This window comes from Kribbella sp. NPDC055110 (assembly GCF_053607525.1).
Window position 1 is genome coordinate 54554 of the sequence record NZ_JBSGTS010000020.1, and the last position, 18664, is coordinate 73217.

At 69.0% G+C, this 18664-nt stretch carries 21 protein-coding genes; 12 read left to right on the forward strand and 9 right to left on the reverse strand.

Features of this window, described 5'->3' with window-relative positions; all coding sequences use genetic code 11:
• Nucleotides 1-21 precede the first annotated feature (21 nt).
• From ACWF0M_RS27125 to ACWF0M_RS27135, 3 genes are all read right to left on the reverse strand, one after another.
• Nucleotides 22-2001 carry a DUF222 domain-containing protein gene (locus ACWF0M_RS27125; protein ID WP_452238530.1) on the reverse strand — a complete coding sequence of 660 codons (1980 nt, stop codon included), beginning with the start codon at nucleotides 1999-2001 and terminating at the stop codon, nucleotides 22-24.
• A 254-nt stretch (nucleotides 2002-2255) separates the two neighbouring features.
• Nucleotides 2256-2948 (reverse strand): VOC family protein, encoded by a 693-nt coding sequence (locus ACWF0M_RS27130; RefSeq protein WP_452238531.1) that lies wholly within the window; start codon nucleotides 2946-2948, stop codon nucleotides 2256-2258.
• Between the two features lie 39 nt (nucleotides 2949-2987).
• Nucleotides 2988-3221, reverse strand: coding sequence for a hypothetical protein (locus ACWF0M_RS27135; protein ID WP_452238532.1), 234 nt, complete (start codon nucleotides 3219-3221; stop codon nucleotides 2988-2990).
• Nucleotides 3222-3268: 47 nt separating this feature from the next.
• Between ACWF0M_RS27135 and purD the strand changes: the two genes are divergently transcribed.
• The 10 genes from purD (at nucleotide 3269) to ACWF0M_RS27185 (ending at nucleotide 12333) form a co-directional block, all read left to right on the forward strand.
• The gene (gene purD, locus ACWF0M_RS27140; RefSeq protein ID WP_452238533.1) at nucleotides 3269-4546 is read left to right on the forward strand and encodes a phosphoribosylamine--glycine ligase; all 1278 of its coding nucleotides are present in this window, start codon (nucleotides 3269-3271) and stop codon (nucleotides 4544-4546) included.
• A gap of 78 nt (nucleotides 4547-4624) precedes the next feature.
• Nucleotides 4625-5113: a SigE family RNA polymerase sigma factor gene (locus tag ACWF0M_RS27145; protein WP_452238534.1), complete on the forward strand. Its 489-nt coding sequence runs from the start codon at nucleotides 4625-4627 to the stop codon at nucleotides 5111-5113.
• A complete protein-coding gene (locus ACWF0M_RS27150; protein WP_452238535.1) occupies nucleotides 5106-5726 on the forward strand; it encodes a hypothetical protein in 621 nt (206 codons plus the stop codon). Before ACWF0M_RS27145 ends, ACWF0M_RS27150 begins: the two co-directional genes overlap by 8 nt.
• 15 nt (nucleotides 5727-5741) lie before the next feature.
• Nucleotides 5742-7178 (forward strand): adenylosuccinate lyase, encoded by a 1437-nt coding sequence (purB, locus tag ACWF0M_RS27155; RefSeq protein WP_452238536.1) that lies wholly within the window; start codon nucleotides 5742-5744, stop codon nucleotides 7176-7178.
• Between the two features lie 3 nt (nucleotides 7179-7181).
• Complete coding sequence (locus tag ACWF0M_RS27160; RefSeq protein ID WP_452238537.1) at nucleotides 7182-7538, forward strand: hypothetical protein; 357 nt, start codon at nucleotides 7182-7184, stop codon at nucleotides 7536-7538.
• A 1-nt stretch (nucleotide 7539) separates the two neighbouring features.
• Nucleotides 7540-7932 carry a hypothetical protein gene (locus tag ACWF0M_RS27165; protein ID WP_452238538.1) on the forward strand — a complete coding sequence of 131 codons (393 nt, stop codon included), beginning with the start codon at nucleotides 7540-7542 and terminating at the stop codon, nucleotides 7930-7932.
• Nucleotides 7933-7995: 63 nt separating this feature from the next.
• Nucleotides 7996-9228, forward strand: coding sequence for a glycosyltransferase (locus ACWF0M_RS27170; RefSeq protein WP_452238539.1), 1233 nt, complete (start codon nucleotides 7996-7998; stop codon nucleotides 9226-9228).
• A gap of 1 nt (nucleotide 9229) precedes the next feature.
• Nucleotides 9230-11266: an ArnT family glycosyltransferase gene (locus ACWF0M_RS27175; protein ID WP_452238540.1), complete on the forward strand. Its 2037-nt coding sequence runs from the start codon at nucleotides 9230-9232 to the stop codon at nucleotides 11264-11266.
• Nucleotides 11267-11268: 2 nt separating this feature from the next.
• Entirely contained in the window at nucleotides 11269-11709 is a 441-nt protein-coding gene (locus ACWF0M_RS27180; protein WP_452238541.1) for a hypothetical protein, read from the forward strand.
• 201 nt (nucleotides 11710-11910) lie between these two features.
• Entirely contained in the window at nucleotides 11911-12333 is a 423-nt protein-coding gene (locus tag ACWF0M_RS27185; RefSeq protein ID WP_452238542.1) for a hypothetical protein, read from the forward strand.
• On the opposite strand, the gene ACWF0M_RS27190 is transcribed toward ACWF0M_RS27185, so the two are convergent.
• Nucleotides 12317-12895 (reverse strand): TetR/AcrR family transcriptional regulator, encoded by a 579-nt coding sequence (locus ACWF0M_RS27190; RefSeq protein ID WP_452238543.1) that lies wholly within the window; start codon nucleotides 12893-12895, stop codon nucleotides 12317-12319. The two genes, ACWF0M_RS27185 and ACWF0M_RS27190, sit on opposite strands and share 17 nt — an antisense overlap.
• Before the next feature lie 53 nt (nucleotides 12896-12948).
• Here ACWF0M_RS27190 and ACWF0M_RS27195 point away from each other — a divergent pair, with 53 nt between their 5' ends.
• Entirely contained in the window at nucleotides 12949-14010 is a 1062-nt protein-coding gene (locus ACWF0M_RS27195) for an FAD-dependent monooxygenase (protein ID WP_452238544.1), read from the forward strand.
• Between the two features lie 21 nt (nucleotides 14011-14031).
• Nucleotides 14032-14907 carry a phosphoribosylaminoimidazolesuccinocarboxamide synthase gene (locus ACWF0M_RS27200; RefSeq protein ID WP_452238545.1) on the forward strand — a complete coding sequence of 292 codons (876 nt, stop codon included), beginning with the start codon at nucleotides 14032-14034 and terminating at the stop codon, nucleotides 14905-14907.
• Here ACWF0M_RS27200 and ACWF0M_RS27205 read toward each other — a convergent pair.
• From ACWF0M_RS27205 to ACWF0M_RS27225, 5 genes are all read right to left on the reverse strand, one after another.
• Nucleotides 14904-15395 carry a hypothetical protein gene (locus ACWF0M_RS27205; RefSeq protein WP_452238546.1) on the reverse strand — a complete coding sequence of 164 codons (492 nt, stop codon included), beginning with the start codon at nucleotides 15393-15395 and terminating at the stop codon, nucleotides 14904-14906. The two genes, ACWF0M_RS27200 and ACWF0M_RS27205, sit on opposite strands and share 4 nt — an antisense overlap.
• A 79-nt stretch (nucleotides 15396-15474) precedes the next feature.
• The gene (locus tag ACWF0M_RS27210) at nucleotides 15475-16095 is read right to left on the reverse strand and encodes a CDP-alcohol phosphatidyltransferase family protein (protein ID WP_452238547.1); all 621 of its coding nucleotides are present in this window, start codon (nucleotides 16093-16095) and stop codon (nucleotides 15475-15477) included.
• Nucleotides 16095-17420 (reverse strand): FtsX-like permease family protein, encoded by a 1326-nt coding sequence (locus ACWF0M_RS27215; protein ID WP_452238548.1) that lies wholly within the window; start codon nucleotides 17418-17420, stop codon nucleotides 16095-16097. The genes ACWF0M_RS27210 and ACWF0M_RS27215 overlap by 1 nt, the downstream gene beginning before the upstream one ends.
• Nucleotides 17420-18094, reverse strand: coding sequence for an ABC transporter ATP-binding protein (locus tag ACWF0M_RS27220; protein WP_452238549.1), 675 nt, complete (start codon nucleotides 18092-18094; stop codon nucleotides 17420-17422). The genes ACWF0M_RS27215 and ACWF0M_RS27220 overlap by 1 nt, the downstream gene beginning before the upstream one ends.
• Nucleotides 18094-18612, reverse strand: coding sequence for a PadR family transcriptional regulator (locus tag ACWF0M_RS27225; RefSeq protein ID WP_452238550.1), 519 nt, complete (start codon nucleotides 18610-18612; stop codon nucleotides 18094-18096). Before ACWF0M_RS27225 ends, ACWF0M_RS27220 begins: the two co-directional genes overlap by 1 nt.
• Nucleotides 18613-18664: the final 52 nt, after the last annotated feature.

An 18664-nucleotide genomic window follows, 5' to 3' on the forward strand; every position in this document is an offset into this window, starting at 1 on the left:
CGCTCAGCCCGACGCAACCGCTCAGGCCGGCGGAATCGCTTGAGTCTCTCGGCTTGAGCCAGTGCGCTCCGGTACGGGCACGATCTTGCGTGCCGCCACCTGGGCCGCCTCGAATGTTCCTCTGCGGGAGGTGGTTGGCATTGGGTGGGTGCCGGTGTAGTCGACGACGAACCGGAATCCGTGGGGGCTGGTCCAGTCGACTGCCCCGGTGGGCAGGCGTCGGCTTCGCCAGCCGCCGAAGGTTTTGGCGCGGTGGTGGAGTCGGCCGAGCGGTATGAGGTTGTCGGTGGTCGTTTGCCCGGGTGGACCGGCCCGCTCGTACGGCGTGATGTGGTCTTGGTCCATCCGCGCGGTGGCCTCGGCCCCGCTGTAGGGGAACATGTCCACCGGGTGCTGCAGTCGAACTCGTTCCCGGATCCGGTCCGGAATCTCGTAGCTGTGCACGCTGACCTGGTCCTGTAGGTCGATCACAGGCTTCACGACAACCTGGTCATGACCGAGAAGCTCGCGCAGCTGGCTCGCCAGGAGCGGCCCGAGTTCTTCGACCCGCAGTACACCGTCGCCGGTAGCAAGCGTCCGGTCGGTCAAGTGCACGTACAGGGTGTGCCGGTTCCGCCGCCCACTCCCAGCCCCGAGCCCGGAGCCGTACGCAGCACGCTTGATCGCCGCCAGCCGCTCCGGCAACGCGCCCGCCAGGGCCACCCGCGTGAACGCCTCCCCTCCATCCCCACCGCCACACGCGCCGACCTCCGCGCCGACCTCCGCGCCGTCCTCCGCGCTGTCGTACGCGCGCTCCGCGGCGTCAGCGCTGTCGTCGTACCCGCCGTCATCCAGACGGTCGTACCCGCCGTCATCGCGACCGCCGTACAGAGCGTCATGCCGACCGTCGGACACGCCGCCGTACGCGCCCCCGTCCCTAGCGTCGTACGCAGAGCCTTCGCAACCGTCGCCGTCGCCGTCGGCTCGGTCCTCAGCCGCATCCATCGGGCCGCCGTCGTACGCGGCGTCATCCCGACCGTTGGCCCCGCCGTGCTCCCGGTTCTCTGCGCGGTCGCCGGCCTCGTGGTCGGCTGTGGACGGCGCGGTGTTGTCGGCTGCGGCTGCGTCCTGCTCGGCCTGGACGGTCGTGTCCTCGGGGTCGGTCCAGGGCGGTGCTGCGGCAGCATCGTCTGGGGTGACCTGCGTCGGCTGGGTGTGGGACGGCTGGAAGTTGGCCGGGGCGTTGGCCGGCTGGGTGCGGGCGAGGTAGCGGGCTACCTCCAAGAGCTGGTGGGCCGCTGCCGGGTCGGAGATCCAGCCGATCGCCTTCGCGCGCCGCTGGTCCAGGCCGTCGGGGTCGCCCAGGATCTTCAACGCCCGGGCCAGGTCGTCGATCGTGGCATCGAACCGGATCACGTCACCGGCCGCGGCGCGCACCCAGAACCGCTTCGTGCCGTCGTCATCGGACGGAGCCACGAACACACCTCGGATCCGTGCGGCCGCCTCGGCCTCGGCCTTCGCCGCCTCGGGGTCGGCCTCCCACACGGCAGCCTTCACGATCTTGTCCAGAGCACCTGGCGTGACGGTGTTGACGATCCCGGCGACGCGGCGGTCAACGATCGCGGCGGCCTCGAGCGACAGCGCCAGGCAGGCGTGGGCGATCTTGCGGGCCCGCCAGGCGACGGCGTTCCCGTCCAGGACCGCGGCCCAGGTCCTGGGCAGGCGATGCCGCAGCGCGAGTGCCTCGCCGATCAGCGCGGCGGCCGCGCCGCTCGACATGCGCAGGACGGCGCCGAGCTCGATGGGTGCGAACTCGGCGACGCCGGGGCAGCCGTCGCCGCCGTAGACGTGGATACGTTCGTAGCCCGGCAGCGGCTCGGCCCAGACGACCGCGTTACGGTCGGCGAAGACCAGCGCGGCCTCCAGCACCCGCACCCCGGCCCGGTCCTGGACCCGGCCGAACTCCGACGCCGCGGCCAACAGGTCCGCGGTGTCGAGCTCGTCCAGATCGCCTTCGAACATGTGTTCTATTCTAGATCACGATCGGGTCTCGTTCAAATCGAGTTGAGGCATGAATCCCTTATCCACAAGAGGAAATCGACAGACGTGGCGGGAGCCGGTGGCGCGGGCTGGGTCCTCTCAGGGTGGCTGGCGACGAAGATCCACCTGGCGGTCGAGCATGCTCAGGAGCCGATGTCGCTGGTGACCACGGCCGGCCGGCGAGTCGATGCGCGCCAGCAGGTTGGAACTACGCGCCAGCACGTTGGAAGCGAACCTCAGTTGTCTCGGCCTTGCCAGGTGGTTACGCAGGCTTCGTTGCCTTCCTGGTCGGCGAGTACCCAGAAGGCGGGGGCGCGGGTCGCGGACACGAGTCGGCCGTCGGCTGCCAGTGCGGCCTCGATGCGTTGTGGTGCCTCGTCGTGAGGGACGGAGATGTCGAAGTGGATGCGGTTGCGTTGCGGGCGTGGCTGGTCCATTTGCTGGAACCAGAACGCCGGACCTTGCCCGACCGGGTCTACGAGCGGATCCTCCGGTCCATCGGCACCCGCCTCGGCGGTATAGCCCAGCACCGCCTTCCAGAACGGCCGGATCCCGGCAATGTCGAGTGCATCAATCGCGATCTCCAGTATCTGGACGGATCGCGGTGCCCCCGTTCCGATCTCGGGCCCCGTGAGAAACCCGGAACTGTCAGCGGTGGCAGAGATCCGGTGCGCGAGTTCGACATCCAGGGTGGTCACCGCTGCGTGCTCCAACGACTGGAGAGTGAAGACGACCCGATCGGGGCGGGCGTCGACCCGAAGGTGCTGGTCGGCGTCGTCACCGCACACCGCGACGGCATCCGCTGCCAAGGCGGTCGCCTGAGCCAACGACCCGACTGGGACGGACGTTCGCAAAGTGCCCAGCAAGAAACGCCATCCAGAGCCCTCGACCGCCTTCGACGCCTCCGGCCGGCTCAATACCTGTTCCATGCCCGCATCCTTGCACCCACTGCCGGCCGTTCGCGAAGGTCAAGCTGCTCGTCTAGCTAAAACTGAGCGGGCAGTCAGGAGGCCGGCGCCTAGGGACAGTTCGAGCAGGAGTGCGACGAACAGGAGTGGGTTGTCGGGATCGATGCTGCTCCCCGGCATCGCCAGGAGCAGAAGTCCGCCGGCGACCATCGCCGGGGGAATGATCAACAGCCACCAGCGTCGGACCACCAGTCCGGCGCCGACCGCGAGCGCGGCCAGCAGTAACAGCGTCATGGACTCATCGTCCGCCGAGGAGGTACGGCACGCTAGGCTGAGCGCCCGTGAAGGTTTTGGTGATCGGGTCGGGTGGCCGCGAGCATGCTCTGGCTTGGGCGTTGGCCCAGGATTCGGAGGTCGAGCAGGTCGTGGCGGCGCCGGGCAACCCGGGGATTGCCGTGTTGCGACCGGCGTACGACGGGCAGACGATCGTTTGCCGTCCGGTGGACATCTCCGACCACGACGCGGTTGTCGCGCTGGCCCAGGAATTGAGCGCCGATCTGGTGGTCGTCGGGCCGGAGGCGCCGTTGGTGGCCGGGCTGGCCGACCCGTTGCGGGAGGCCGGGTTCGCGGTCTTCGGGCCGTCCATGGAGGCCGCGCAGATCGAGGGCTCGAAGGCGTTCGCGAAGGACGTGATGGCTGCCGCGAGCGTGCCGACCGGGCGGGCGTACGTGTGCACCACGCCCGAGGAGGCCGCGACGGCGATCGACGCGTTCGGGCCGCCGTACGTCGTGAAAGACGACGGGCTCGCGGCGGGTAAGGGTGTGGTCGTCACCTCGGATCGCGAGGAGGCGCTCGCGCACGCGGCGCAGTGCGAGCAGGTGCTGATCGAGGAGTTCCTGGACGGTCCCGAGGTGTCGCTGTTCGCAATCACCGACGGGACGACCGTGCTGCCGATGCAGCCTGCACAGGACTTCAAGCGCCTCGGTGACAACGACGAGGGCCCGAACACTGGCGGCATGGGCGCGTACACGCCGTTGCCGTGGGCACCGGAGGATCTGGTCGCCGACATCACCGAGAACGTCCTGCAACCGACGATCGACGAGCTCCGCCACCGCGGTACTCCGTTCAGCGGCCTGCTGTACGCCGGTCTCGCGCTGACGTCACGTGGCGTCCGCGTGATCGAGTTCAACTGCCGCTTCGGTGACCCGGAGACGCAGGCGCTGCTGCCGATGCTGAAGACCCCGCTGGGCGGCCTGCTGTACGCCGCCGCGACCGGCAAGCTCGCCGACCACGGTGGCCTGAGCTGGCGGAACGCGTCCTCGGTCGCGGTGGTCGTCGCCGCGAAGAAGTACCCGTCGAGCCCGCGCAAGGGCGACGCGATCACGGGCGTCGAGCAGGCGGAGAGCGGCGACGTCCGCGTCTTCCACGCGGGTACGGCGCTCGACGACGAGGAGCTCGTGACGGCAGGCGGCCGCGTGCTCGCGGTGAGCGCCGTCGGCAAGGACCTCGCCGAGGCCCGCCAACGCGCGTACGCCGCTGTCAGTCAGATCCGGATCAAGGGCTCGCAGCACCGCACCGACATCGCCCTCAAGGCCGAGCGCGGCGAGATCACCGTCTGACCTCCCCTCCCGACGGCCGCTCCGGATAAAGTCGAAGTTCGATGGAACCGGACAGAGAAGTCGGGGGTGTTGGTGGGTATGGAGACGGAGGGGCTGCGAGAGTTCTACAGCGCCCATCAGCCGCGGCTGGTGGGCGTGATCTCGCTGCTGACCGGGTCACGCGCCGAGGCCGAGGACATTGTCCAAGAGGCGTTCGTCCGGCTCGTGCCCCGCTGGGAGAAGGTGTCGCGGTACGACGCTCCGGAGGCCTGGGTTCGCCTGGTCGCCGTGCGGCTGGCCGCGAACAGGCACCGGGACGGCAATCGGTTCACGCAGTTGTTCCACCGGCTGCCGGCCGAACACGTCCCGGACCCCGCCGAACGGTACGCCGGTGATCTCGAGCAGGCTCTCGCCGGCCTGCCGATGCCGACCCGGCAGGTCGTCGTCCTCCATTACGTCTGTGACCTGAGCGTGGCTCAGGTGGCGGACACGCTCGGAATCGCGGAAGGCACGGTCAAATCGCGCCTGTCCCGCGCCCGGGACACCCTGTCCGATTCATTGCTGTTGAGGAGTGACGACCATGCCTGATCTGCAGGACGACCTGCAGGCGCTGGCCGACCGCCGCGCCGCCGAGTCCGCCGGAGACTTCGACTCCGTTCTGACCACGGCCAAGACCCGCAAGCGCCGCCGGACCGCCGGTCTGACCGTGATCGGTGCCGCCGCGGTGGTCGGCGCCGTCGCGATCGTCCCGACGCTCCGACCGGCGGCGAACAACACCCCCGTGGCCGACAGCCCGGTGCCCACGAACGCCGTGGTTCCGCCGTCGGTGGAGTCGGTGCCGTCCGCGCCGGCGGTCCAGAAGGCCGGCCCGCTGGGGCTGAAGTCGGCGGCCACGATCACCTCGGTCACCGGCGGCCAGTTCGTCGCCTCGTTCCCGGACAAGCAGGTCCGCGGCGTGACCTTCTCGCTGGCCTCGGCGTCCAAGCCGGACGTCGCGCTGTACACGCTGATCGCCAAGATCCCGGGCGACCCGACCACGCCGTACGCGGTCCGGATGACGGGTGAGATGGGTATGGAGGTCCCGTCGTACACGGGCGCCGGTCCGTACACGCTGGCCATGCCGAAGAATCTGCCCTCGGGCTCGTACCGGGTGTGCACGCTGTCCGGTTCGCTGCTCTGTGGTCTGGTGACCGTCAAGTAGTCGCCGTCTGGGAGAATGGGGTTCGTGACCAAACCCCGGATCCCCAACGTTCTCGCCGCGCGCTACGCCAGTCAGTCGATGGCGGAGCTGTGGTCACCGGAGCACAAGATCGTGCTCGAGCGGAAGCTCTGGGTCGCCGTACTGAAGGCCCAGAGCCGGCTCGGGGTCGCGGTTCCGGACGGGGTCGTCGAGGACTACGAACGCGTGGTCGACCAGGTCGACCTGGCGTCGATCGCGGACCGTGAGCGGGTCACGCGGCACGACGTGAAGGCGCGGATCGAGGAGTTCAGCGCGCTCGCCGGGCACGAACACATCCACAAGGGGATGACGAGTCGTGACCTGACCGAGAACGTCGAGCAGCTCCAGATCCGCGCCGGCCTGGAGCTGGTCCGGGACCGTGCGGTGGCGACCGCCGTACGGCTGGGCCAGCTGGCCGCCGACCACGCGGCGCTGGTGCTGACCGGGCGCTCGCACAACGTGGCCGCGCAGGCGACCACGCTGGGCAAGCGGTTCGCGTCGGCTGCCGACGAGCTGCTGGTCGCGGTCGCCCGGATCGAGGAGCTGATCGAGCGGTACCCGCTGCGCGGCATCAAAGGCCCGGTGGGTACGTCGCAGGACATGCTGGACCTGTTCGGCGGTGACCCGGCCAAGCTGGACGAGCTGGAGCAGGACATCGCCCAGCACCTCGGGTTCAGCCACACGCTGACGAGCGTCGGCCAGGTGTACCCGCGGTCGCTCGACTACGAGGTCGTGTCCGCGCTGGTGCAGTTGGCCGCGGGGCCGTCGAGCCTGGCGACCACGATCCGGCTGATGGCCGGGCACGAGCTCGTCACCGAAGGTTTCAAGGAGGGCCAGGTCGGCTCCTCGGCGATGCCGCACAAGATGAACACCCGGTCCTGCGAGCGGGTCAACGGTCTCGCGGTGATCCTGCGTGGGTACGCGTCGATGGCCGGTGAGCTGGCCGGCAACCAGTGGAACGAGGGCGACGTCTTCTGTTCCGTCGTACGCCGGGTCGCGCTGCCGGACGCGTTCTTCGCGCTGGACGGGTTGTTCGAGACGTTCCTGACCGTCCTGGACGAGTTCGGGGTGTATCCGGCCGTGGTGTCGCGCGAGCTCGAGCGGTACCTGCCGTTCCTGACCACGACCAAGGTGCTGATGGCTGCCGTGAAGAACGGTGTCGGCCGGGAGACCGCGCACGAGGTGATCAAGGAGCACGCTGTCTCCACCGCGCTCGACCTGCGCAAGGGTCTCGCGGCGAACGACCTGTTCCACCGCCTCGGCGTCGACGGCCGCCTCGGACTGACCGAGGAGCAGATCGTCGGCATCGTCGGCGAGCCGCTGTCCTTCACCGGCGCGGCCGTCGCTCAGGTCGCCGCGGTCGTCGCCAAGATCGACGAACTTGCCAAGCGCCACCCCGAAGCAGCCGCCTACACCCCGGGTGACATCCTCTAACTCGTGTTCGCACCGCTCACCTGGTTTCTCGTCGCGTTGGCGCTGCTTGCGATGGTGTACGCCGTCGTACTGGCGGCCCGGGACAAGCGGATCGACTGGACCGTGCTGGGCGCGGTCGGGGTCATCGAGGTCGGACTGGTCGCGCAACTCGTCGTCGGGATCGCGCAGTACGCCGGTACCGACCGCGATGTGTCCGGGCCGTTCTTCATCGGGTACCTGATCGGCTCGCTGATCATCCTGCCGATCGGCGCGTTCTGGGCGCTCGCGGAGAGCAGCCGCTGGGGCGCCGGCGCGTTGGCGATCGCCTGTCTGGTGATCCCGATCCTCGAGCTGCGGCTGCACGACCTGTGGGCGGTCTGAGATGACCGATCCAGCGGCCACGAAGCACGGGCCCGGCCGGATCCTGATCGCGGTGTACGGCGTGTTCGCGCTGGCGGCGACCGCGCGGGCCGGCGTACAGATCGCGACGAAGTTCGGCGACGCCCCGATCGCGTACCTGTTGTCGGCCGTTGCCGCGGTCATCTATTGCGCCGCGACGTTCGCGCTGGCGAAGGCGACCGTGGTGTCGCGCAAGGTCGCCACCGCCGCGATCGCGATCGAGCTGGTCGGTGTGATCGGGATCGGCGCGTTCAGTTACGCCGTACCGGACGATTTCCCGGACGCGACCGTGTGGTCGCACTTCGGGCAGGGCTACGGTTTCGTGCCGCTGGTGCTGCCGGTGCTCGGGCTGCTCTGGTTGCGTCGCACTCGGTAACTGCCAGGAAACTGCCAGCCACGCGGAGGGGTTGACTCAGGTTCACCGGACAGCATCGGTGACATGCAGATTCCAGGTCATCCTCGGGTCGAGATCGTCGTACCCGTCAAGAACGAGGAAAACGACCTCGGACCGAATATCAGACGGTTGCGGGAGTTCCTCGACACCGCTTTCCCGTTTCCGGCCGAGGTCTGCATCGCGGACAACGGAAGTACGGACGCGACATATGAGATCGCTACGCTGCTCGCCGCCGAGCTGCCCGGGGTCCGGGTTGTCCGGCTCGAGCAGTCCGGGCGCGGCCGCGCGCTGAAACAGGTCTGGTCCGCAAGCACCGCCGAGGTGCTCGCCTACATGGACGTCGACCTGTCCACCAACCTGAACGCCCTGCTCCCGCTGGTGGCGCCGCTGCTGGCCGGGCACAGTGACGTTGCCATCGGCACCCGGTTGGCGAAGAGCTCCCGGGTGGTCCGGCGGCCGAAGCGGGAGTTCATCTCGCGCTCGTACAACCTGTTGCTACGAGCAACGTTGAGCGCGCACTTCTCCGACGCACAGTGCGGGTTCAAGGCGATCCGCGCCGACGTGGCGCGCGAACTGCTGCCGCTGGTGGAGGACACCAGCTGGTTCTTCGACACCGAGTTGCTGGTGCTCGCGGAACAGGCCGGGCTGCGGATCCACGAAGTACCGGTGGACTGGATCGACGACCTCGACTCCCGGGTCGCGATCGCGAAGACGGTGGGCGAGGACCTGCGGGGGATCGCCCGGCTGATGCGCGATCTGGCACGTGGACGCGTCGACCTGGAGCCGATCCGGCAGAAGTACGGCCGGCCGCGGATCCTCGATCCGCGCACGGCGATGGCGGCGCGGGTCCTGCGGTTCTGCGCGGTCGGAGTGCTGAGTACGGCGGCGTACGCGCTGCTCTATCTCGTCCTCCGCCAGGGCATGCCGGCCCAGGTGGCGAACCTGCTGGCGCTGTTGATCACCGCGGTCGGCAACACCGCGCTCAACCGGCGCATCACGTTCGGCGTGCGCGGCGTGGAAGGCCGCTGGCGGCATCATTTGCGCGGGCTGGTCACCTTCGGAATCGGGTGGAGCCTGACCGCGGCCTCGCTCTGGCTGTTGCACACCGCGGTCTCCGCACCGCACCAGGCGGTCGAGATCACCGTCCTGACCGTCGCGAACCTGGCCGCGACCATCGTCCGGTTCAGCCTCTTCCAGGCCTGGGTCTTCGACGACGACGCACCCACCATCCCCACCTTCGAACCCCCGGCGGTTCTCGAAAACACCCGGAGCAATTGACATGGCAACACTGACCGATCCCGTCGAGGCGAGCAGACCTCGGGCGATCAGTACGCAGTACACGCTCGGAAAGGACAAGGTCCTGTACGGCGGGCTGCTGGCGCTGACCGCGATCGCGTACCTGTGGGGCCTGTCCAAGAACGGCTACGCGAACGAGTTCTACGCGGCCGCGGTCCAGGCCGGGTCGAAGAGCTGGAAGGCCTGGTTCTTCGGGTCGTTCGACGCGTCGAGCTTCATCACCGTGGACAAGCCGCCGGCCGCACTGTGGGTGATGGGTCTTTCCGGGCGGATCTTCGGGTTCAACACCTGGAGCATGCTGATCCCCGAGGCGCTGATGGGCGTCGCGAGTGTCGGGTTCGTGTACGTCTCGGTGCGCCGGTGGTTCTCCGCGAACGCCGGGCTGCTGGCCGGGGCGGTCCTCGCGCTGACGCCGGTCGCCGTCCTGATGTTCCGGTTCAACAACCCGGACGCGCTGCTGATCCTGCTGCTGTGCGCCGGTGCGTGGGCGGTGACGCGGGCGATCGACTCCGAGAAGCACGCGGCGCGGTGGATGATTCTGGCCGGTGCGCTGGTCGGTTTCGGGTTCCTGACCAAGATGATGCAGGCGTTCCTGATCCTGCCGGCGTTCGGCCTGGCGTACCTGGTCGCCGGAAAGCCCAAGCTGGGCAAGCGTCTACTGCACAGTGTGCTCGCGCTGGTCTCGCTGATCGTCAGTGCGGGCTGGTGGATCGCGATCGTCGAGCTGATACCGGCGTCGGCGCGCCCGTACATCGGTGGCTCGCAGAACAACAGCATTCTCGAACTGACCCTCGGCTACAACGGCCTCGGCCGGTTGACCGGCAACGAGACCGGCTCGGTCGGCGGTGGCGGTGGCGGCGGCGGTGCCATGTGGGGTGGTGCGACCGGGGTGCAGCGCTTGTTCAGTGGTGAGTTCGGGTCACAGATCTCCTGGCTGCTCCCGGCCGCGCTGCTCTCGACGATCGTGCTGGTCGTTGCCGCGGGCAAGGCTGCGCGGACCGACCGGACCCGGGCGTTCGCCATTCTGTGGGGCGGCTGGCTGCTCGGTACCGGCCTGACCTTCAGCTACATGCAGGGCATCATCCACAGCTACTACATGATCGCGCTGGCGCCGGCGATCGGTGCGCTGATGGGTGCGGCGATGTCGACCCTCTGGAAGCGGCGTACGGAATGGTTGCCACGGACAACGTTGGCGGGCGGGATCCTGCTGACGGCCGGGTGGAGCTTCGCGTTGCTGAACCAGACGCCGACGTGGCAGCCGTGGTTGCGCTGGGTGATTCTGGCCACCGGTGTGGTGGCCGCCGGGTTGCTGATGCTGCTGCCTGAGTTGAAGATGCATCGTACGGCGGCTCGGCGGGCCGGGTTGTTCACGGCGGCGCTGCTCACGGTGAGCGCGCTGGCCGGACCGACGGCGTATTCGGTCGCGACGATCAACACGGCGCACGCCGGTGCGCTGCCGTCCGCTGGACCGGCGGGTGCCGGTCGCATGGGCGGTATGGGTGGCGGACGCGGTGGCACGGGCGGTGACGGCCGGACGGGTACGCCGCCAGGCCAGACCGGCACCGGTACGACGCAACAGCCGGGCACAGGCACTGGTGCCACGCAGCAGCAAGGGCCTGGTGGTGGCGGTATGGGCGGATTCCTTGGTGGTGGCGGAATCAGTGGAGTCTCTAGTGAGCTGGTGACGCTGCTGCAGCAGGGCGCGAAGGGTTACACCTGGGCCGCCGCGGCAGTCACCGCGAACGGGGCCGCGCCGGTGCAGATCGCGTCCGGCGAGCCGATCATGGCGATCGGCGGGTTCAACGGGACCGACCCGGCGCCGTCGCTCGCCGAGTTCAAAGAGCTGGTTGCCCAGGGCAAGGTTCACTACTTCATCGGCAGCGGTGGCGACGGTGGCGGCCGGATGGGCGGCCGCGACGGCACCTCCAGCGAGATCGCCACCTGGGTCAGCGAGAACTTCACGGCCCAGACCGTCGGCAGCACCACCGTGTACGACCTTTCCACCGGAACAGGAGCATGAATATGACACAGTCCGCAGAAGCCCAGTTCCAGGCGGCGCAGGCCGCCCAGAACAACCCGGCCACCCCGAACCCGGCAGCGCAGAACCCCGCTGCGCAGCAGCCTGCACCGCAGCAGCCTGAGGTTGTGAAGGGTGGTGGGCGGCCGAGCAATCTGGTGCTCGCCGGCGCCGGTTCGGTTCTCGCCGTGCTGGCCTTCCTCGGCGGCATGGCGGTCGGGCACTCGTGGGACGGCACCAGCAACCAGCAGGGCCAGGTCGGCGGCCCCGGCGGCGGCTTCCGCGGCGGCTTCCCCCAGGGCAACGGCCAAGGCACCGGCCAGGGCACACTCCCCGGCCAAGGTCAAGGCCAGGGAACCCAGCAAGGCCAGGGAACTCAGCAGGGGCAGGGTACGCAGCAAGGCAGCGGCACGCAGCAGGTCCCGGGCCAAACGCGAACCAGCTGACCCTCGCGCGCCCCACTCAGCCCGGCGGGCCCCGAGCGGACACTCGGCCCGCCGGGCCTCGCCGTACCGGCGGCTTTGGGCACCCATCAACCATCTCGGAGGCTGAAAAGTGGTTGGTGGGTGCACAAAGTTGGTGGGGGAGATGGGTGGGACGACACGCGGAATGGTTCGTCGGGTCGTGGGGTGGGGTAGGAACGGTGCGTGGAATGGTCGAACGTCACCTGGTTCCTGACCGCGCTCGGTGCGGTCGTCGTACTGATCACGCGCGTCCGGCTCGGCGGGACTGTTGTCGACGGCACCGGTCACGGCGCCGGCCGGCATGGGTACTCCGCAACGCTGTTGCGGTTGCACACCGTGGTCGGAGTGATCACGCTGATCGGCTGGGTCGTTGCCCTGATCACCGGTCGGCGCGAGATCGCTCTGCTGATGCTGGTCGGCTGGTGGTTGCTGACGGTCATCGGATTGTTGATTCTGGCCCGTTGGCTGCCGAGCGCCGGGAAGCACTCCGAGGATGCGCAGAGTGACGCCTGGGGCTCCGGCGCGGGTCTTTCGGTCCTAGGCCACGTGGGCATGCTGCTCGGCGTCGGTTACTTCACCTTCGTCGCGGTCACGGACCGTCTCTGAGTCCGGCGATCAGCGCCGTGACAGAGCGTCGTACGGCGGCCTCGAACGCTTCTGGTGAGAGCGTGGTGCCGACGCCGGCGACCCGGTCGTACAGCAGTCCGTCCATCATCGCGGCGGCCGGCCACGCCGCCGCCTCCGGCTCGGGTACGTCGAGCTCGGCCAGCAACTGTGCGAGCATCGCCCGCAACTGCCGCCCGCCCTCGTCGATCGTGGCCCGGAGCTCCGGCTGACGGCTCGCTTCCAGCGACAACTCGTACCGCGCGACCAGATCGTCCGGCCGCGCCTGCGCGAGTCCGACCGTCATGGCCACCATCAGTTCGAGCGGATCCGCTCCGGGTGGCGGCATCCCGGCCACGTCCCGGGTGAGCATCCGGCGCACGCATGCGGTCAGTAAGGCGTTCCGCGTCCGCAGGTAGTACGACGTGGAGCCCGGCGGCAGGCCCGCTTCGGCGTCGACGGCGCGGTGCGTCAGGCCGCGCAGCCCGCGGGTCGCGACGAGATGGATCGCCGCGTCCGCGATGGCGTCCTGCCGATCCGCACCCCGCGGAACCTCTTTCGTCACATGGCACAGTCTCGCACTTCCCAACCGAACTCTACAGATGTAGAGTCGAGATCATGAGTACGGCGATCGTGGTCGGGGCGGGTATCGGAGGGGTTATCGCTGCTGTCGCGCTGCAACGGTGTGGCCGGCAGGTCACAGTCCTGGAGCGCGCTCCGGAGCTGGGTGAGGTCGGGGCCGGCATCTCGGTCTGGCCGTCGGCGGTCGCCGTGCTCGAGGAGCTCGGGGTCAAGGGCGTCGAGAAGGCGTCGGTGCAGTCCAAGCCGGCCGGGATACGCAAGCCCGACGGTCGCTGGGTGGTCAGCGCGGCCGATCTCGGCATGGAGTTGCCGGTGATGATCCATCGCGCGCAGCTCCACGACCTGATCACGGCCGAGTTCGGTCCGGCGGTGACGGTCCGGACCGGGTACGACGTACGGACGGTGACGCAGGACGCGGACGGGGTCACGGTCAACGGTGAGCTGCGGGCGGATCTCCTGGTGGCCGCGGACGGGATCCGGAGCGCGGTGCGGGGAGCGATGTATCCGCAGTACAAAGGGCCGCGGTACTCCGGGTTCACGGCGTACCGCGGGATCGCGGACATGGACCTCGACGACGGTGGTGGCGAGACTTGGGGCCGCGGGCAACTGTTCGGGTTCGCGCGGCTGATCGACGGGCGGTTCTACTGGTACGCGACCGCGAACCAGCCGGCCGGCACGAAGAGTGCGCCGACCGTGTTCGAGAGCTGGCACGATCCGTTGCCGCAGTTGATCGCGGGCAGCGAGAAGATCCTGCAGAACGACATCTACGACCTGACGGTGCCGCTGGTGCCGTTCGTGCAGGGCAGGGTGGTGCTGCTCGGCGACGCGGCGCACGCGATGACGCCGAACCTGGGTCGCGGCGCCTGCTCCGCGATCGAGGACGCCGGTGCGCTAGCCCGGCAACTCGGACGGACCAGCGATCTGTCGGCGGCGCTGACGGCGTACGACGCCGAACGTCGGCCCGCGACGACCAAGCTGGTGAAGCGCTCCCGCAGCGTCGGCCGCCTGAACCAGACAGACAGTCCGATCCTCTGCACGATCCGCGACGCCTTGCTCACCGTCGGCGGGAAGCTGGTGGCCCTGCGAGCCCGCAAGTAGCCGGATGGAACAATCGGGCCCGTGACCACACTTCCGCAGGCGCCTGAGATTCCCGGTGCGAAGCACCTCCACTCCGGCAAGGTCCGGGACCTGTACGAGCTCGAGTCCGGCGACCTGCTGATGGTCGCGAGTGACCGGATGAGCGCGTTCGACTGGATCCTGGAGTCGGTGATCCCCGACAAGGGGAAGGTGCTCACCGCGATGAGCCTGTGGTGGTTCGAGCAGCTGGACGTGCCGAACCACATCATCTCCACGGACGTGCCGGCCGAGGTCGCCGGACGGGCCGTGGTGTGCGAGAAGCTCGCGATCTACCCGGTGGAGTGCGTGGCCCGCGGGTACCTGAGCGGCACCGGCCTGCTCGACTACAACGCCACCGGCGCGGTCTGCGGGATCCCGCTGCCGGGCGGTCTGGTCGAGGGCTCGCGCTTCGGCACCCCGATCTTCACGCCGGCCACGAAGGCCGACCTCGGCGAGCACGACGAGAACGTGTCGTACGACGTGGTGGTCGCGACCGTCGGCGCGGACACCGCGGCTGCCCTGCGGGACGCCACGCTCGAGATCTACACGACGGCGCGGGCGATGGCCGAGGAGCGCGGGATCATCCTGGCCGACACGAAGTTCGAGTTCGGCGCCCGCGCGGACGGGACGCTCGTGCTGGCCGACGAGGTGCTGACACCGGACTCGAGCCGCTTCTGGCCGGCCGACCAGTGGGCGCCGGGCAAGCCGCAACCGTCGTACGACAAGCAGATCGTGCGGGACTGGCTGCAGTTCGAGTCAGGCTGGGACCGCACGTCCGGTGAGGCGCCGCCGCCGTTGACCGACGAGGTCGTCGAGCGGACCAGGACGTCGTACATCGCGGCGTACGAGCAGCTGACCGGGCTGAAGTTCGAGGCCTAGAAGAGCCCCACGCCCAGCGCGAGCAGGACGAAGCGGCCGCTGCGGCCGACCAGGACCGACAGCGCGAAGACGACGGTCCGCATCCGCGAGGCGCCACCGATGAGCGCCACGCCGTACAGCGGCGGGATGCCGACGAACGCGCTCAGCAGCGTGACCGGCGCGCCCCAGCGGCTGTCGCTCATGGCGTCCAGGAGGCGTTTGCTGAGGTCGCGGTTCCACTGCACGAAGCGGCCCCAGCGGGTGTCCAGGTTGACCGGCCTGGGCTCCTTCTTGGCCTTACTGGCCGCGTAGCCGGGCCGGTGGCGCACGGCCAGGAACATCCCGACCTTGCCGATGGTCTGGCCGATCGCGACGCCGATCGCGGCGACCACCGGGTTCAGGGCATGCGTGGCGCCGAGCGCGAGGACGTACGCCTCCGCGTTCACGAACGGTATGACGGCGGAGCCGATGCCGAAGCCCACCGCCAGTGCCAGTTGCCACACCCACATGACACCGAGGCTAAGCGCCATCCCCCCTGTTGCCACGGAACTCAGGCCCCCTTCCAGGGGTGGTTCAGGGTCCACCCCGTCATCGTCCCTCACCCGGGGCGGCGGCCGTGCGGCCGCAGAGGATCTGGATCAGCCGGTACGACGAGACGACCTTGACCGCAAGGGCCGCGACCGCGACGACGTACGGCAGCCAGTGCGCACCGGTCTGCCCGGCGACGACCAGCGAGACCACCACGGCGCCGGTGTTCAGCGCCTTGGCCGGCTTCGACCAGTTCCAGACGTAGATCGGCCGGTCCACCTTGTAGAAGTAGTTCGGGCTGAGCATCCACGGCCAGAGCAGGAACGAGAACGTCAGCATGGTGTCCAGTACGCCGAACTGCGCCAGGTAGATCGCCAGCGGCCCGATCGTGTCCGGGTACGTCGCCATGAACGCGGCCGCCAGCAGGAACGAGCAGGCCCGGTCGCAGACGATGTCGAACACCGCACCGGACAGCGACTCCTCGTTCCGCCGGCGCGCCACCCAGCCGTCGAGGCTGTCGCCGAACCAGTAGGCGACGTACCCGATCACCAGCCAGAGCAGATCGCCGGTGCGGAACGCGTACGTCGCGACCGCCATCGCGATCACGGTCCGGGCCAGCGTGATCCGGTTCGGCACCCCGAGCAGCAACGCGGGTCGGACTGCCAGTGGTATCGAGCTCATCAGGCGGCCCTCAGATTCTCGGGATCGAGTGCGTCCCGCAGTTGGTTGCGAAGCAGAAAACCGGCGGCGGTGCCGCCGAGGTGACCGAGCAGCCAGCCCGCGATCGTCAGGATCGCCGCGAGCAGCAGTGTGCCGGGCTCGAACGGCCCGACCGCGCCACCGGCTACTCGGTTGATGCCGATCACCGTGCCGAACAGCAGACCGGCGGCCAGTGCGGGAGCAGCGACCGCGGTCAGTTGGCGGCGGATGACTCGGCGGAGGAACGGGAGGTCGACGCCCAGTGCGGTCAGGCTGGCGAACTGGCGGCGCTGGTCGACCAGTTGGTCGGCGACACCGACGATCAACGCGGCCATGGCGGTCAGCGCGACCAGGACGAGTCCGGCGATCGTCAGACCGAAACCGGTGCTGTAGAACGCGGTGGTACCGCCCAGGTTGTCGTCGACCTGGACGCCGGCGATCCCGTTGGCCAAGGTGCCGACGAGGAAACCGCAGCAGCCCAGCAGCATGCAGATCCGGGAGGCGGGCCGGGAGTCGGTCGCCAGCCGGAGACCGGTGAGCAGGTTGGCAGGGTCGCCGGACCGCTGCAGCCGCCGCCCCAGCCCGCGGATCCAGACTCCTGAGGTGCTGAGGAAGAACAGCGCCAGGCCGGCGAGCAGGATCGTGGATGCCACGTACCCCATGTACGGCGAGGCGAGCAGGCCGAGCGCGATCAGTACAGGTCCAGCGATGATGCCGGTACGACGCTGCGTCGCGGACTGTGGTTGCCGCGACTCTGGACCGTCTCGGTGCAGAAGGCTGCCGATCAACGCACCGGCTGCCGTCATCATCACCACCACAGGAACCCACAGAGCCGCGTCCATCAGCTCTGCACCGGGCAGGACCCGGGCCATAAGGGGTAGCGCACCGAACAGCAGGCTGAGGACCAGGTAGGCAGGTCCAGCGAGCAGTCCACCGGCCAGACCGGCAATGGCCGCGTCGGTGACGGTCAGCTGGCGTAGCTGCTTGCGGGAGGCACCTGCCAGTCGTAGCGCAGTCAGTCGCCGTTCGCGGGCCGCCGTACCCAGTCGTAAGGCTTGGACCGCCAGGCCTCCGGTGAGGGCGGCCAGGATGATCAGGATCGCGATCAGTCCGGAGCGGAGGCCGCTCTCGGCGATGTAGTTGCTGTAGACATCGTTGCCCAGCTCACCCTTCCCCAGGCGGACGATGCGCAGTGCGCCGAGCAGCAGGGCTCCACTGAGTGCGAGCGCAGCAGTGGCCAGCTGAACCCGGCTACGGTCCGCCGGGGTCCGTGACCGCGCTAGCTGCACCAGTGTCTCGAGCGTCATCAGAGCGACACCTCGTGCTGGATCAGGCCGTCGCGCAGCCTGATCTCGCGGTCTGCTGACGCGGCGACCAGGTTGTCGTGCGTCACCATCAGCAGAGCGGCACCCCGGTAGCGGGCAGCCTCCAGCAGTACGTCGAGCAGCTCCTGGCCGGCCCGACTGTCCAGACTGCCGGTGGGCTCGTCAGCCAGTACGACGGACGGTCCGGTGACCAGTGCGCGCGCTACTGCTGCACGCTGCGTCTGGCCGCCGGACAGCTCGCCGGGCACCGCGTCGGCGTCGTCGGCAATGCCTACTTGGTCCAGCCAGTTCATCGCGGCCTGGTGTGCCTCCCCGCGCTCATGGCCACCCAGCAGGAGCGGCAGCGCCACGTTGTCGACCAGTGGCAGGTCCGGCACCAGTTGCCCGAACTGCAGCACGATGCCGACCTTCGTACGGCGGAGCGCCGCACGCTGCTCTTCCGGCAGAGCAGCCAGGTCCTGACCGTCCACGTGCACAGCACCGGAGTCCGGAGTGAGGATGCCGGCCGCGCAGTGCAGCAGCGTCGACTTGCCGCATCCGCTCGCACCGGTCACTGCCACGACCTCGCCCGGCTTGAGGTGCAGGCTGACGCCGCGGAGCGCCGTGTTCCGTCGGTAGGCGTACTCGATTCGTTCCAGTTCCAGAGCAGCATTCATCAGCGAGCCCCCCTCTGCTCGGAGATGCGGTCCAGTGCGCCGTCCAGCCAGCGTAGATCGGCGTCCAGATGGGCCACGATGTACTCGCGGACCAGTGGTGAGGTCGGGTCGTTGTCGGCCGGGGTCTCCCGCAGCTCACGGATCCGGCGCAGGTGACTGGCGCGCTGGCGGGCGAGGAACCCCACCGCGTCGCCTCCGGTCCGGATCGCTGCCACGAGCTTGCGCAGTACCTCGTCGGCACTTCCCCAGGCCGGTGGCACCGGATCGTTGAGCCAGTCGCTCAGGTGGTCGCGGCCCTTGTTCGTCAGCCCGTAGACCGTCCGGTCCGGTCCGCCGCCGGAGGTCTTGTCGACCACCTCGACCAGTCCGTCCCGCTCCAGTCGCCCGAGTGTCGTGTACACCTGTCCGAAGGCGAGCGGCCGGCTGTCCGGGAACCAGGCGTCATGGCCGCGCTTCACGTCGTACCCGTGCGCCGGGCCGGCGGACAGCAGCCCGAGGACGAGCTCAGCAGTGGCCATGACCAGAACTATACATCGCGTGTATGTACTCAGTGAATAGTCCAGGATGCAG